Annotated in this window: 14 protein-coding genes; 11 read left to right on the forward strand and 3 right to left on the reverse strand. The window is 69.9% G+C overall.

The window, feature by feature from the left end; all coding sequences use genetic code 11:
* Positions 1-343: 343 nt before the first annotated feature.
* The 8 genes from ACK4UM_RS07265 to hflX all read left to right on the forward strand — a co-directional run bounded on the left by ACK4UM_RS07265 (position 344) and on the right by hflX (position 8,035).
* Positions 344-562, forward strand: coding sequence for a hypothetical protein (locus tag ACK4UM_RS07265; protein ID WP_409797300.1), 219 nt, complete (start codon positions 344-346; stop codon positions 560-562).
* A 134-nt stretch (positions 563-696) separates the two neighbouring features.
* Positions 697-984 (forward strand): DUF4164 family protein, encoded by a 288-nt coding sequence (locus ACK4UM_RS07270; protein WP_409797302.1) that lies wholly within the window; start codon positions 697-699, stop codon positions 982-984.
* A 27-nt stretch (positions 985-1,011) separates the two neighbouring features.
* A complete protein-coding gene (locus ACK4UM_RS07275) occupies positions 1,012-1,413 on the forward strand; it encodes a cell division protein ZapA (RefSeq protein ID WP_409797458.1) in 402 nt (133 codons plus the stop codon).
* A 166-nt stretch (positions 1,414-1,579) separates the two neighbouring features.
* On the forward strand, positions 1,580-2,407 hold the full coding sequence (locus ACK4UM_RS07280) for an MBL fold metallo-hydrolase (RefSeq protein ID WP_409797304.1): 828 nt from the start codon (positions 1,580-1,582) through the stop codon (positions 2,405-2,407).
* Positions 2,408-2,559: 152 nt separating this feature from the next.
* Entirely contained in the window at positions 2,560-4,818 is a 2,259-nt protein-coding gene (locus ACK4UM_RS07285) for an ATP-binding protein (RefSeq protein ID WP_409797306.1), read from the forward strand.
* A gap of 1 nt (position 4,819) precedes the next feature.
* Positions 4,820-6,190 carry a sigma-54-dependent transcriptional regulator gene (locus ACK4UM_RS07290; RefSeq protein WP_409797308.1) on the forward strand — a complete coding sequence of 457 codons (1,371 nt, stop codon included), beginning with the start codon at positions 4,820-4,822 and terminating at the stop codon, positions 6,188-6,190.
* Between the two features lie 189 nt (positions 6,191-6,379).
* Positions 6,380-6,634 (forward strand): RNA chaperone Hfq, encoded by a 255-nt coding sequence (gene hfq, locus ACK4UM_RS07295; RefSeq protein ID WP_409797310.1) that lies wholly within the window; start codon positions 6,380-6,382, stop codon positions 6,632-6,634.
* A gap of 3 nt (positions 6,635-6,637) precedes the next feature.
* Positions 6,638-8,035 carry a GTPase HflX gene (hflX, locus tag ACK4UM_RS07300; RefSeq protein ID WP_409797312.1) on the forward strand — a complete coding sequence of 466 codons (1,398 nt, stop codon included), beginning with the start codon at positions 6,638-6,640 and terminating at the stop codon, positions 8,033-8,035.
* Between the two features lie 7 nt (positions 8,036-8,042).
* On the opposite strand, the gene ACK4UM_RS07305 is transcribed toward hflX, so the two are convergent.
* Genes ACK4UM_RS07305 through ACK4UM_RS07315 form a run of 3 tightly spaced genes read right to left on the reverse strand, consistent with a single transcriptional unit; the run spans position 8,043 to position 9,834 of the window.
* Positions 8,043-8,447 (reverse strand): carboxymuconolactone decarboxylase family protein, encoded by a 405-nt coding sequence (locus tag ACK4UM_RS07305; protein WP_409797313.1) that lies wholly within the window; start codon positions 8,445-8,447, stop codon positions 8,043-8,045.
* 52 nt (positions 8,448-8,499) lie between these two features.
* Positions 8,500-8,973: a DUF1643 domain-containing protein gene (locus ACK4UM_RS07310; protein ID WP_409797314.1), complete on the reverse strand. Its 474-nt coding sequence runs from the start codon at positions 8,971-8,973 to the stop codon at positions 8,500-8,502.
* A 12-nt stretch (positions 8,974-8,985) separates the two neighbouring features.
* On the reverse strand, positions 8,986-9,834 hold the full coding sequence (locus ACK4UM_RS07315) for a fumarylacetoacetate hydrolase family protein (RefSeq protein ID WP_409797316.1): 849 nt from the start codon (positions 9,832-9,834) through the stop codon (positions 8,986-8,988).
* Positions 9,835-10,257: 423 nt separating this feature from the next.
* Between ACK4UM_RS07315 and ACK4UM_RS07320 the strand changes: the two genes are divergently transcribed.
* The 3 genes from ACK4UM_RS07320 (at position 10,258) to tgt (ending at position 14,043) form a co-directional block, all read left to right on the forward strand.
* Entirely contained in the window at positions 10,258-11,685 is a 1,428-nt protein-coding gene (locus ACK4UM_RS07320; RefSeq protein ID WP_409797318.1) for an OmpP1/FadL family transporter, read from the forward strand.
* A gap of 100 nt (positions 11,686-11,785) precedes the next feature.
* Positions 11,786-12,892, forward strand: a complete 1,107-nt coding sequence (gene queA / locus ACK4UM_RS07325) for a tRNA preQ1(34) S-adenosylmethionine ribosyltransferase-isomerase QueA (RefSeq protein WP_409797320.1) — start codon at positions 11,786-11,788, stop codon at positions 12,890-12,892.
* A complete protein-coding gene (tgt, locus tag ACK4UM_RS07330) occupies positions 12,889-14,043 on the forward strand; it encodes a tRNA guanosine(34) transglycosylase Tgt (RefSeq protein ID WP_409797321.1) in 1,155 nt (384 codons plus the stop codon). Before queA ends, tgt begins: the two co-directional genes overlap by 4 nt.
* The last annotated feature ends 75 nt before the right edge of the window (positions 14,044-14,118 follow it).

Here is a 14,118-nt window from a genome sequence, read left to right on the forward strand (position 1 = left end):
TCGGCGTCCGGGATAACACCGTCGGGGAACAAGCGCCCACTCTGCGGGAATGGCGAGCGCCCGCGAGGGCCTTCGTCGAACGGGGCCTTGCGTCGGCGGGGGGGCGCCCCCATATCGGTCAGGTGCGCGGCCCCGGCTGCGCCGTAGATCGCCACGACGACACGCATCGCGCGGAACATCCGCGCTCGGCGCTTCGTTGTCACGGCCTCCGGCTTTCCTCCGCAATCGGACAGTGCCGTCATTCGGGCGTCGCATCGCGCGCAGAGCGTGAGCGGCGTCGGATTCGGTCGGCCACGGGGGCCGCACCATACGTAACGACAACAAGAACGAACGAGACGAAGACATGAAATTCGAATTCCAGCCGAAGATCGCCCGGCGCCCGGAGATGGACGCGGCGACCTTCACCATCGAGAGCCTGCGCGCCAAGGACGGCGAGCGCATCCGCGACCTGACCCATCTGGTCGACCGCTCCTATCCCTACCAATCCGCGCGCGAGCTGCGTTGGCACCTCGCCGAGCGCTTCCGCCTGCCGGTGGACGGCGTCGAGCTGCAGGTCGCCTGACACGGCGCCTGAGCGCACGCGCTCAAGTCACCGATCAAGCGAACCTTTTGGATGTGGAAGCGGCAGGCCTCGGCTTGCCGCTTTTCGATTCGCGGCTTAGTGTAACGCAAGTGTCGCAAGACGAGGTGGATGCGATGGCCGTTCCGCTCGACGAGGCGCTCAAACGGCTCGAGGCTGCGTTGGGCCTCATGGAGGCCGCCGCGAGCCGGCGCCTCGAAGCGGAGCGTCGGCGCGGCGACCTCGAGACCGAGCTGCAGATCATGCAGGACGATCGCGCCCGTCTCGCGGTCGATCTCGAGAGCGCGAGCGTGCGCCTCGAGCGGCTCGAGGCGACGCGCCAGGAGGTCGCCAAGCGTGTCGCCCGTGCGGTGGGCGCCGTGCGCGCCGTGCTCGACGATGCCGGCGCGGCCCCCCACGTCTGACGAAGAGGAGCGCTCGCCTTGGCGCAGGTGACGGTCAACATCGCCGGAAAGAGCTACCGCATGGCCTGCGGGGAGGGCGAGGAGCCGCGTCTCGTCGAGCTCGCCGCCCTGCTCGACGCGAAGATCGCCGACATGCGCACCGCCTTCGGCGAGATCGGCGACATGCGCCTGCACGTGATGGCCGCGCTCACCTTCGCCGACGACCTGCTCGACGCGCGGGCGCGCCTCGACGCGGTCGAGGCCGACGTGCTCGAGCTCAAGAGCCTGCTCGCGGGCGCCGACGAGCGTCGCCAGACGAGCGAGGATCGCGTCTCGGACGCCGTGGTGCGCGCCGCCGAGCGGATCGAGCGCCTCGCGCGCACGCTCTCGCTCAATTCCGAGGGCGTCGCCGCGCGCGAGGAGGCGGAGGCGGACGCCCGGCCGCGCTGAGACTTCGCCGGGCGGCAGGAGGGTGTCGGCCCGGATCGCCTTCGGCGTCCGGGACGACGACCTGGAGAGCGCAAGCCGGCGAGCGCCCGCTCGGGCGCCCACGACTTCGTGTGTTCGATCGGAGGGCCGGCTGCGCCACAATGGCGGGGCAGCACGGAGAGCCCGCATGTCGATGCAAGCCGCCGCCCGCCGAGAGCCCGCCCGTCCGTTTCCCTGGCGGCGATGCGCGCTCGCGGCGCTCGCCTTCCTCGTCGCGGGCGCGGCACAGGCGGAGGAGGTCGAGCGCGGCTGCCCGCCGATGATCGCGCAGGGGCCGTCTCTCGTGCGCACGGTCGCGCTCGCCCCCGACGAGGCGGCGATCACCTTCGTCGGCCACGCCACCTTCGAGATCGTGAGCCCCGAAGGCGTCCGCATCGCCACCGACTACAATGACCACGTGCGCCCGCGCGACGTGCCGACGATCGCGACCATGAACCGGGCCCATTCCACCCATTTCACGAACCGCCCGGACCCCGGCATCGCGCACATCCTGCGCGGTTGGAACCCGGAGGGCGGCGCGGCCGATCACGACCTCGCGCTCGCGGACGTGCGCGTCTTCAACGTGCCGACCAACATCCGCGCGGGCATCGGCACGGATTACGGCGCGAACTCGATCTTCGTCTTCGAGGTGGCGGGCCTGTGCATCGCCCATCTCGGGCACCTGCACCACGTGCTCGAGCCCGAGCATCTCGTGGCCCTGGGGCGCATCGACGTCGTCCTGGCGCCGGTCGACGGCAACATGACCCTCGACACCGAGGGCATGATCGAGACGCTGCGGCGAATCGGGGCGCGGATCGTGATCCCCATGCATTTCTTCTCGCAGGCGCGGCTCGAAGCCTTTCTCGGTCGCGCGAGCGAATTCTACGAGATCGCCCGCTCCGACACGCCCGCGATCGTCCTGTCCCGCGATGCGCTGCCGCCCCGCCCGACGGTGCTCGTGCTGCCGGGGCGTTGAGGCGCCCCGGTTCGTCCGCTCCTCCACCAGGGTGCCGCCGCCGCGCTTGCATGCAAGCGAGAGTGTATTAGTTTCGCCACACTGTTGTGCGAACGCATCAGCTTTCCGGGGACGAATCGGGCGCGGCACGCGCCATCGGGGGCATCACACGGGTGAAGAAGCCGCGCTCCATCGAGATCGGCGAGGACGAGATCGCCGCGCGCGGGCCGAATTGGATCGGGCTCGTGGTGGTGGTGCTCGCGCTCGTCTCGGCGCTCGCGAGCTTCCTCATTCTCGCGGGCTTCACGCCGATCGAGCCCGATCGCGACGTGACGATCGGCACGCTGGCGCTCAACCTCGTCTTCATCCTGGCGCTCGCCGCGATGGTGGCGGTGCAGGGGCGTCGGCTCGTCAAGGCGCGTCGGGCGGGAGCCGCCGGCGCGCGGCTGCATCTGCGATTCGTGGGTCTGTTCGGGCTCATCGCGACGGTGCCGGTCGTCGTCGTCGCGGCCGTCGCCTCGATCACGCTCGCGCGCGGGCTCGAGCCCTGGTTCTCCGGCTGGATGAACTCGCTCCTCTTGAACACCGTGCAGATCGCGCACGATTACCGAGAGCTGCAATGCCGCACGCTCGCGCGCGAGACGACCCTGATGGCGGCCGATCTCGACCGGGCGCGGGTGCTCTACGATTCGGACCCCGCGGTCTTCCGCGAATTCATGCGCTCGCGCTCGGTCTTCCTCGGCTTCCCGGTGGCGATGATGGTCGAGCCGGACGGGAGGGTGGTCGAGGAGATCGTCAACGTCCCGATCCAGGGGCTCACGGTCCCGGTCGAGGATCTGCCGGACGCGACCTTCACCGAGGCGCTCTGCCTCGTGCCCCTCGAAGATTCGGTGCTGCGCGCCATTCTGCGCCTCGAGAACCACAACGGCCGGATCCTGTTCGTCACCCGCTTCGTCGATCGCCGCGCGCTCGACTTCCCCGCCGAGGCCGAGGCGGCGATGAACTATTACCGGCTGCTCGAGCAGCTCTCGGTCGGCATCCAGATCGCCTTCGCGACGCTGTTCGTCGTCGTCGCCTTCATCATCCTCCTCTCCGCCGTGTGGTTCGGTATCGGCTCGGCCGACAGGCTCGTCGCGCCGATCGGGCGGCTGATCCGTGCGACGCAGCAGGTCGCCGGCGGGAATTTCTACGTGCAGGTGCCGGTGCGGCGCGCCGAGGGGGATCTCGCCTCGTTGGGTCAGACCTTCAACGCGATGACCGCCGAACTGCGCCGCCAGCACGACGGGCTCACCGCCGCGAGCGACCAGATCGACCGACGCCGCCGCTTCACCGAGGCCGTCCTGTCGGGCGTCTCGGCGGGCGTCGTCGGCCTCGATGCGCAGGGGCGCGTGACGATCATGAATCCGTCGGCCGAGCTCCTGTTCGGGACCGGGCAGGGGGCGGTGATCGGGCTCCCCGCGAGCGAGGCGCTGCCCGAGCTCGACGAGCTCCTCGCCCAGGCGCGGTCGGGCCGCTCGCGGCTCGTCCAGGCCCAGATCGTGATCCGGCGCGGCGGGCGCGACCGAACCGTCAACGTGCGGGTCACGAGCGAGCAGGCGCGGGGCGACGAGAAGGGCCTCGTCGTCACCTTGGACGACATCACCGACCTCGTCGCCGCCCAGCGCACCTCCGCCTGGGCCGACGTCGCCCGGCGCATCGCCCACGAGATCAAGAACCCGCTCACCCCGATTCAGCTCTCCGCCGAGCGGATCCGGCGCAAATACGGCAAGGTGATCACCACCGACCGGGAGGTCTTCGACCAGTGCACGGACACGATCGTCCGCCAGGTCGACGACATCAAGCGCATGGTCGACGAGTTCTCCTCTTTCGCGCGCATGCCCAAACCGCGCATGGGCATCGACGATCTCGCCGACACCGTGCGGCAGGTGGTGTTCATGATGCGCATCGCCCGGCCCGACATCGCCGTCGAGGCGGAGGTGCCCGACGGCCCCCTCGCCGCCCGCTTCGACCGGCGCCTCGTCTCGCAGGCGCTGACCAACATCGTCAAGAACGCGAGCGAGGCGATCGCCGAGGCGCCCGAGACGCCGTCCGCGGAGGCGGGGGTGCAGGGCCACATCCTGGTGCGCCTGCTCGCGGAGGACGGGCGCGTCGCCATCGACGTCCTCGACGACGGGCGCGGCTTCCCCGCCGAGAACCGGCAGCGCCTGCTCGAGCCCTACATGACGACCCGCGAGGGGGGAACCGGGCTCGGCCTCCCCATCGTCGCCAAGATCTTCGAGGAGCACGGCGGGGGCATCGAGCTCCTCGACAATCCCGCCGGCCGCGGCGCTTGGGTGCGCCTGTGGTTCCCGTCCGATGCGTCCCCCGCGGACGCGCAAGCACACACCACCGACGGCGCCGATGCGTCGCGACAAACCTCCGGGGTGGCATGACATGAGCGCCGATATCCTGATCGTCGACGACGAGAGCGACATCCGCGAACTCGTCGCCGGCATTCTCGAGGACGAGGGCAATCGCTGCCGGACTGCGGGCGGGGCCGACGAGGCGCTCGCGGCGATCGAGGCGCGCCGGCCCCATCTCGTCTTCCTCGACATCTGGCTCCAGGGCAGCCGGCTCGACGGGTTGCAGGTGCTCGAACAGGTCAAGGCGCAGCACCCGGAGCTTCCCGTCGTGATGATCTCCGGCCACGGCAATATCGAGACGGCGGTCTCGGCCATCCGCCTCGGGGCCTACGATTTCATCGAGAAGCCGTTCAAGGCCGATCGCCTCGTCCTCGTCGCCGAGCGGGCGCTCGAGGCCTCGCGGCTCAAGCGCGAGGTGCGGGATCTGCGCGCGCGCTCCTCGCAGGCGAGCCGGATCTGCGGCCGATCCCCGGCCATGAACCAGTTGCGCGCGACCGTCGAGCGCGTCGCGCCGACCAATGCGCGCGTCCTCGTCACCGGCGCTCCGGGCTCCGGCAAGGAGCTCGTCGCGCGCACCCTGCACGCGAGTTCGACGCGCGCGAACGGCCCCTTCGTGGTGATCAACGCGGCCACCATCACCCCCGAGACGATGGAGGCCGAGCTCTTCGGCGTCGAATCGAGCGAATCGCGCGAGCGCCGCATCGGGGCGCTGGAGGAGGCGCACGGCGGGACGCTCTACATCGACGAGATCGCCGACTTTCCCCGCGAGACCCAGGCGCGCATCCTGCGCGTGCTCGTCGAGCAGAATTTCCAGCGCGTCGGCGGCTCGACGCGGGTCCATGTCGACGTGCGCATCGTCTCCTCGTCGAGCCGCGACCTGCGCGCGGAGATCGCCGCGGGGCGTCTGCGCGAGGACCTGTTCCACCGATTGTCGGTGGTGCCGATCCGGGTGCCCTCGCTCGCCGAGCGGCGCGAGGACGTGCCCGAGCTCATCGCCTATTTCATGGAGCAGATCTCGCGCTCGACCGGCCTGCCGCCGCGCCGGATCGGCGCGGACGCGCTCGCCGTCCTCCAGACGCACGATTGGCCCGGAAACGTTCGCCAGCTGCGCAACAACGTGGAACGGCTGATGATTCTCGCCACCGGCGACCCCGAGATCGAGATCTCGGCGGACATGCTGCCGGCCGAGGTCGGCGCGCTCGTGCCGGCGACGCCGAACGGAGCGGGCGGCGAGCGGCTGATGAGCCTGCCGCTGCGCGAGGCGCGGGAAATCTTCGAGCGCGAATACCTGATGGCTCAGATCGCCCGCTTTTCGGGAAACATATCGCGCACCGCGGAGTTCATCGGCATGGAGCGCTCGGCGCTGCACCGGAAGCTGAAATCACTGGGCGTAAACGCATGACGTAACGCGAAAGACACGCTCCAGCGGCATGAACAAAAAAGGCGACGCTCCGCCTCATGGGGACTTGCGCAGACGCCAGCTCCCATCTGTAATGGGTGCTGCCGGTTCAGGGCCGCGCTTGCGGCCGATCTAAGCTCATTGCTCCTGACGGCCAAGACCGGCGGCGGCAGGGTGGCGAGGCAAACTCACATGGCGGGCGAGCGCGCGCAGAATCTGCAGGACACGTTTCTGAACCATGTCCGCAAGAACAAGGTCCCCCTGACGATCTTTCTCGTGAACGGGGTGAAGCTCCAGGGCGTTGTCACCTGGTTCGATAATTTCTGCGTCCTCTTGCGACGCGATGGTCACTCGCAGCTCGTGTACAAGCATGCAATCTCGACGATCATGCCCGGGCATCCGATCCAGCTCTTCGAGGCGGGGGACGAAGCTGGCGACAAGGGCTGAGCCGTGAGCGTCCCTCAGACGCCCGGCGAAGAACGGCTGAAGAGGCTCGCGGAGCCGGAGCAGGAGGTCGCCTCCGGCACGCGCACCCTCGTCGTGGGTCCCTACCTCAATCGTCGGCGCGGCGCGGCCGATCCCGACGCCGCATCCGAGAACCCGCGCCCCTTCGAGTCGCGGCTCGACGAGGCCGTCGGCCTCGCGCTCGCCATCGATCTCGACGTCGTGCAATCCTTCGTCGCGACGCTCGCGGCGCTGCGCCCCGCGACCTATCTCGGCAAGGGCAAGGTGGAGGAGATCGCGGGGCTCGTCGCGGCGGAGAGCATCCGCCTCGTCGTCATGGATTGCGCGCTCAGCCCCGTGCAGCAGCGCAATCTCGAAAAAGCCTGGGGCGCCAAGGTCATCGACCGAACGGGCCTCATCCTCGAAATCTTCGGTCGGCGCGCCCGCACCCGCGAAGGGCGCCTCCAGGTCGAACTCGCGCATCTGAGCTATCAGAAGAGCCGCCTCGTGCGCTCCTGGACCCACCTCGAGCGCCAGCGCGGCGGCTTCGGCTTCCTCGGCGGCCCCGGCGAGACGCAGATCGAGGCGGACCGCCGGCTCATCCAGGAGCGGATGACGCGCATCGAGCGCGATCTCGAGACGGTGACGCGCACCCGCGCGCTCCACCGCACCTCGCGTCGGCGCGTGCCCTATCCCATCGTCGCCCTCGTCGGCTACACCAATGCCGGCAAGTCCACGCTCTTCAACCGCCTCACCACGGCGCAGGTGATGGCGGAGAACATGCTCTTCGCGACCCTCGACCCGACCTCGCGCGCGATCGTGCTGCCGCACGGCGAGCGGGCGATCCTGTCGGATACGGTGGGGTTCATCTCCGACCTGCCGACCATGCTGGTCGCGGCCTTCCGCGCCACGCTCGAGGACGTGATCGAGGCCGACGTGCTCCTCCACGTGCGGGACGTCTCGCACGGGGAGACGAACGCGCAGGCCGCCGACGTGCGCGGCGTGCTGCGCGATCTCGACATCGATCCGGACGATCCCGGCCGCATCATCGAGGTCTGGAACAAGGCCGATCTCCTCGCGCCGGACGAGGAGGCGGCGCTCGCGGAGCGGGCCGCGCGCATGCGTCCGGAGGAGCGGCCCGCGGTCGTCTCGGCTCTGACCGGTCGCGGCGTGAGCGAGCTCCTGCAACGCATCGAGGACCGCGTCGCCCGCGGTCGCCCGGTCTTCTCCCTCGAACTCGATCCGGCGGACGGGCAGGGCGTCAATTGGCTCTACGAGGAGGCGGAGATCCTCTCGCGCGAGGATCGGGACGATGCGATCGCCTTCCGCGTCCGCATCGCCGCCGAGAAGGAGCCGCGCCTCCTCCAGCGCTTCCCCGCCGCGAACCGATCGGCGGCGGGGTGAGGACGGCTCACGCCGCGCCGTCGATCTCCGCGAACACCTTGCGCGCGATCCGGAAGGAATCCACCCCCGCCGGCACGCCGCAATAGACGGCGATCTGGAGGAGCACCTCGCGGATTTCCTCGCGGGTGAGCCCGTTGGCGAGCGCGCCGCGGATGTGGATCTCGAGCTCGTGCGGGCGGTTGAGCGCGGCGATCATGCCGAGATTGAGGATCGAGCGGCTCTTGCGATCGAGGCCGGGGCGGTTCCAGATCCGGTCCCAGCAGACCTCCGTCGTCAGCTCCTGCATCGGCCAGGAGAAATCGTCCGCGGTCGCGAGCGAGCGGTCGACATAGGCGTCGCCGAGGACGGCGCGGCGCGTGGCGAGCCCACGCTCGAAGGCCTCGGAACGGGGGCGGTCGGAATCGTGCGACATCTTCGGTCCTCTTCGGATGACTGGTGGTGAACGACACGAGCCCGGCCGAACGCTAGGGGAACGGCACGAGCGCGACCCCGCGCGGGGCATAGAGCGGGTGGCGCGGCGCGCCGCGTGCGGTCAGGCCGAGGCAGACGAGCCGTGCGCCGGCCGCGCGCAGGAGCGCCGTCACCGCCTCCGCGCGAGCTTGCGGGCCGTGATTGCCCCAGGCGCAGACGATCGGTTCCCCCCGCGCGGCGCATTCGCCCGCAAGCCGCGCGAGCGCCGCGTCGTTCTCGGGCCCGATCGGGTCCGGATCGGCGCGCAGCTCCCGCGGATTGGGCGCGCGCAGAGCGTAGAGATTGCCGATCACGAGACCGCAATGCCCCGATCCGCGCGCGAGGGCGAGGCAGCGGCGCACCGTCGGATCGTCGCTCGCGGCGTCCGCGCGCGACGGGTTGAGCATGACGAAGGCGAGGGGGCGCGCGCCCGCGCGTTCGAGCCGCCAGCGATACCGTCCGCAGGACGAGATCTCGGCACGCCCCATCGCCCCTCCCGCTCAGGCCTCGTAGGCGCGAACCCGCTGGCGCTGCTCGCCGAGCTTCTCGATGCCGAGCGTGACGACGTCACCGGGGGCGAGGAAGCGCGGCGGCTTCATGCCGAGACCGACGCCGGGCGGCGTGCCGGTCGTGATCACGTCGCCGGGCTCGAGGATCATGAAATGCGACAGATAGGAGACGATCTGCGCGCAGTCGAAGATCATCGTGCGCGTCGAGCCCGTCTGCATCCGCTCGCCGTTGACGTCGAGCCACATGGACAGGTTCTGCACGTCGCCGACCTCGTCGGGGGTGACGAGCCAGGGGCCGAGCGGACCGAAGGTCGGGCAGCCCTTGCCCTTCGTCCAGGTGCCGCCGCGCTCCATCTGGAATTCGCGCTCGGAGACGTCGTTGCACACGCAGAAGCCGGCGACGTAGTCCATCGCCTCGTTGGCGGCGACGTAGCTCGCCCGCGTGCCGATCACGATCGCGAGCTCGACCTCCCAATCGGTCTTCTTCGAGCCCTTGGGGATGATCACGTCGTCGTCCGGGCCGACGATGCAGGAGGGCGCCTTGTTGAAGACGATCGGCTCGGCCGGGATCGGCGCGCCCGTCTCGGCGGCGTGATCGGCGAAATTGAGCCCGATCGCGATGAAATTGCCGACATCGCCGACGCAGGGGCCGATCCGCACGCCGTCGGGCGCCTTCGGCAGCGCGCTCCAGTCCATCGCCGACAGCCGCGCGAGCGTCTCGCGCGAGAGGACCGGCCCGGAAATGTCGGGCACGATGTCGGCGAGGTCGCGGATCGCGCCCTCGTCGTCGACCAGGCCGGGGCGCTCTTCCCCCGGAGCGCCAAAGCGCACGAGCTTCATGACGGACGTCTCCCTCGCATGATGTTGTCCGCCGAGTGTGGGCGCCGCGCGCGCGCGTGGCAACCGCGATCGCGCGAAAACCGGTATTCGGCCCCGCTCCCGGCGCTGCGCGCGTCTGTTGCGCCCCGGCCACAGACGGCGGCAATCGGGGGGCGAGGCCATCGCGGGTGCGGTCGGCGAGCGGCGTGATCGTTCACATCTAATCTATTGCAATGCCATCGCCGTCTGCTCGACGACAGCGCGAATCCGATGAGATCGTGAGGATCGACCGATCGAAGATTACGGGTTTACTTCGTGTTGCGCCTTACGGCCAAGCTTCTTCCTCCCGATTGTAAACCCGCCTAAACGTGGACAAAATTGCGGCAGCCGATCGGGATTCGCTGCGCTCTCGCGAACGCCGCCGGAAACATGTGGGTGGGAACGATGCCAAGAAACACGAAAGCCTTCGCCTTCGCCGCCGTCTCGATGATCGCGCTCGGCGTCGCGGGCGCCGCGCAGGCGAGCTCCTTCGCGATCCGCGCCGGCCAGAGCACGCAGGGTCTCGGCCTCTCCTTCGCGGGCGCCGCCTCGGGCGGCATCGGGCTCGGCGCCATGGCCTGGAACCCGGCGACGATCACGATGTTCCCGGGCCGCCAGAGCCAGCTGAACGTCACCTACATCCTGCCCTACGCGGCCTATCGCGGCGACGCGCAGGCGCAGGTGCGCGCCGCCCAGGTCAGCGCCCTGCTCGGCCGGCCGGTCTCGCCGGACACCGGCAATATCGGGGGAAGCGGCGCCCTGGTGCCGGCCTCCTACACCGCCTGGCAGCTGACGCCGAACCTCTCGGTCGGCTGGACGACCGGCGCGCCCTGGGGCCTCTCCTCGAAGCCCGAGAACCAGGACTTCGTCGGCCAGATCTACGGTCGTTCCTCGACGATCCGCACGATCAACGTGTCGCCGACGGTCGGCTACCGCGTGAACGATTGGTTCTCGGTGGGCGCCGCGCTGCAGGTGCAGTACTTCACCACGGACCTCAAGCAGGCCTATCCGTTCCCCTTCGGCATTCCCGGCGTCAGCCCCGATCCGCGCGCCCCGCTCGGCCCGTTCGCGCCCGGCGCCCCGAGCACCATCATCAAGGGCGACGACATCGGCTTCGGCTTCCGCCTCGGCGCCACGCTGCGCCCCTGGGAGGGCGCCACGATCGGCCTCGGCTACCGCTCCGAGATCCGCCACGACCTGCGCGGCACCTTCTCGACGCCGGGCGTCCTCCCGACGCCGGACGGCGGCTTCATCACCGCCGGCGATTATCCGATCCGGGCGTCCTTGCGCCTGCCGCAATCGGTCACCTTCGGCTACACCCAGGTGATCAACGATCGCTGGACGGCGCATTTCGGCGCCGAGTGGACCGATTGGAGCGTGTTCAGCCGCTTCCCGCTGGTCCGTCGCGACAACGGGCAGGTCATCACCAGCCTGAACTTCGACTATCGCGACAGCTGGTTCGTCGCCGCCGGCGCCGAATATCGCTGGGACGATCGTCTGACGCTGCGCGGCGGCATCGCCTACGAGTGGTCGGCGGTCAGCGACCGCGTGCGCACGGTGCGCATCTCCGACAACGATCGCCTGTGGCTCTCGATCGGCGCCGGCTATCAGATCACCGAGCAGCTGCGCCTCGACGCCTCCTACGCCCATCTCTTCGTGAAGAAGGCGCCCGTGGCGATCGCCGCCGGCAATCCCTCCTTCAACCCGGCGCTTCCGGTCGAGTACCGGGCGACGGCGCGGCCGAACGTGAACATCTTCTCGGTCTCGCTCACCTATCGCTGGGACCGCCCGACTGCCGCCGCGCAGCCGGTGCCGGGCATCTTCAAGAACTGAGGCGAGGGCGCGCTCTTCTTTCCCGTCGTCGGGCGAGAAGGGCGCGCTTGACCGCGCGCGCGGGCGGCGGCAGAACACGCCGCCTGTCGCGAGGAGCCGAATGCGCGTCGACCTGTTCGATTTCGACCTTCCCGAGGATCTGATCGCCCTGCGCCCCGCCGAGCCGCGCGATGCCGCCCGGCTCCTCGTGGTGCGCCCCGGAGAATCGCTCGAGGATCGCATCGTGCGCGATCTGCCCGATCTCCTCGCGCCGGGCGACGTCCTCGTCCTCAACGACACCAAGGTGATTCCCGCTCGCCTCCACGCGCGCCGCGCCCGCGGCGCGGCGGTGGCCGGCATCGAGATCCTCCTGCACAAGCGCGAGGGCGCCTCCTCCTGGCGCGCCTTCGCGCGGCCCGCCAAGAAACTCGCGCCGGGCGACGTCCTCTCCTTCGGCGAGACCGGCTCGGACTTCGGAGACGCCGCGGCACGCGTCGTCGAGAAAGGGGAGGGGGGCGAGGTCGTCCTCGACTTCGCGCCGCTCGCGGGGCCCGATCTCGACCTCGCCATCGTGCGCCTCGGCGAGATGCCGCTGCCGCCCTACATTGCCGGCAAGCGCAAGGCCGACGCGCGCGACCTCTCCGATTACCAGACCGTCTATGCGCGCGAGGCCGGCGCCGTCGCCGCGCCTACGGCAGGTCTGCATTTCACGCGGGATCTGTTCGAGCGGCTCGCCGCACGCGGGGTCGAGCGGCATTTCGTGACGCTGCACGTGGGCGCCGGCACCTTCCTCCCCGTCAAGGTGGAGGACACGCGCGAGCACCGCATGCATTCCGAATGGGGGACCATCACCGCCGAGACGGCCGATGCGCTCAACGCGGCGCGGGCGCGCGGCGGGCGGATCGTGGCGGTCGGCACGACCTCGCTGCGCCTCCTCGAGAGCGCGGTTCGCGAGGACGGCACCTTTCCGCCGTTTTCCGGCGATACCGACATCTTCATCACGCCGGGCTATCGCTTCCGCGCGGTCGACGCCCTGATGACGAATTTCCACCTGCCGCGCTCGACGCTGATGATGCTCGTCAGCGCCTTCAGCGGCTTCGAGACCATGCGCGCGGCCTATGCCCACGCGATCGCCGCGCGCTACCGCTTCTATTCCTTCGGCGATTCGAGCCTCCTGTTCCGCGCGCCGACCCCGATCGACACGGACCCCCGAGAGGAGCGGCCATGAGCGAGGAATTCACCTTCAGCGTCGCCGCGACCGACGGCGCCGCCCGCTCGGGCGAGATCCGGATGCCGCGCGGCGTGATCCGCACGCCCGCCTTCATGCCGGTCGGCACCGCGGCGACGGTCAAGGCGATGTATCCCGACCAGGTGAAGGCGCTCGGCGCCGACGTCGTGCTCGGCAACACCTATCATCTGATGCTGCGCCCCGGCGCGGAGCGGGTCGCGCGGCTCGGCGGGCTGCATCGCTTCATGAACTGGCCCTACCCGATCCTCACCGATTCGGGCGGCTTCCAGGTGATGTCGCTCTCCGATCTGCGCAAGATGGACGCCGACGGCGTCACCTTCCGCTCGCATATCGACGGCTCGACGCACCGCCTCACCCCCGAGCGCTCGATCGAGATCCAGGGGCTCCTCGGCTCCGACATCCAGATGCAGCTCGACGAATGCGTCAAGCTGCCCAATACCGAGGAGGCGGTGGAGAAGGCGATGCGGCTCTCGCTCGCCTGGGCGGAGCGCTGCAAGGTCGCCTTCGGCGATCAGCCGGGCAAGGCGATGTTCGGCATCGTCCAGGGCGGCGCGTCCGAGCGGCTGCGCGTCGAGAGCGCGCGCGCGCTCGTCGATCTCGATCTCAAAGGATACGCCATCGGCGGGCTCGCGGTCGGCGAGCCGCAGGACGTGATGCTCGCCATGATCGAGGCCGTCGAGCCGCATCTGCCCGCCGAGAAGCCGCGCTACCTCATGGGGGTCGGCACGCCCGACGACATCGTCGAGGCGGTGCGGCGCGGCGTCGACATGTTCGACTGCGTGATGCCGACCCGCGCCGGCCGCCACGGCATGGCCTATACCCATGGCGGCCGGCTCAACCTGAAGAACGCCCGCTATGCCGAGGACACGCGCCCGCTCGATCCGACGATGAAGTGCGAGGCCTCGACCACCTATTCCCGCGCCTATCTCCACCACCTCGTCCGCGCGGGCGAGATCCTGGGCATGATGCTGCTCACCTGGAACAACCTCTCCTATTATCAGGAGCTCATGGCGGGCCTGCGCAAGGCGATCCGCGAGGGGCGCCTGGAGGATTTCGTCGCCCAGACCAAGGAGGGCTGGGCGCGCGGGGCGATGGACGACGGCGCGGGGGAGGGTGCGGGCGAGGGGTAAGGCGGTCTGTCAAGGTGTCATCCCCGATCGGCGCACGCTGCGCGTGCTCCGGCCGGGGATGACACGGGGGGCTTC

The organism is Salinarimonas sp., from assembly GCF_046292825.1.
Taxonomy (GTDB): Bacteria; Pseudomonadota; Alphaproteobacteria; order Rhizobiales; family Beijerinckiaceae; genus Salinarimonas.

Coding starts and splice junctions, on each gene's coding strand:
- hfq (WP_409797310.1), top strand. CDS start 6,380: ATGGCGGGCGAGCGCGCGCAGAATCTGCAGGACACGTTTCTGAACCAT.
- ACK4UM_RS07280 (WP_409797304.1), top strand. CDS start 1,580: ATGTCGATGCAAGCCGCCGCCCGCCGAGAGCCCGCCCGTCCGTTTCCC.
- ACK4UM_RS07265 (WP_409797300.1), top strand. CDS start 344: ATGAAATTCGAATTCCAGCCGAAGATCGCCCGGCGCCCGGAGATGGAC.
- tgt (WP_409797321.1), top strand. CDS start 12,889: ATGAGCGAGGAATTCACCTTCAGCGTCGCCGCGACCGACGGCGCCGCC.
- ACK4UM_RS07310 (WP_409797314.1), bottom strand. CDS start 8,973: ATGGGGCGTGCCGAGATCTCGTCCTGCGGACGGTATCGCTGGCGGCTC.
- queA (WP_409797320.1), top strand. CDS start 11,786: ATGCGCGTCGACCTGTTCGATTTCGACCTTCCCGAGGATCTGATCGCC.
- ACK4UM_RS07270 (WP_409797302.1), top strand. CDS start 697: ATGGCCGTTCCGCTCGACGAGGCGCTCAAACGGCTCGAGGCTGCGTTG.
- ACK4UM_RS07315 (WP_409797316.1), bottom strand. CDS start 9,834: ATGAAGCTCGTGCGCTTTGGCGCTCCGGGGGAAGAGCGCCCCGGCCTG.
- ACK4UM_RS07290 (WP_409797308.1), top strand. CDS start 4,820: ATGAGCGCCGATATCCTGATCGTCGACGACGAGAGCGACATCCGCGAA.
- ACK4UM_RS07320 (WP_409797318.1), top strand. CDS start 10,258: ATGCCAAGAAACACGAAAGCCTTCGCCTTCGCCGCCGTCTCGATGATC.
- ACK4UM_RS07305 (WP_409797313.1), bottom strand. CDS start 8,447: ATGTCGCACGATTCCGACCGCCCCCGTTCCGAGGCCTTCGAGCGTGGG.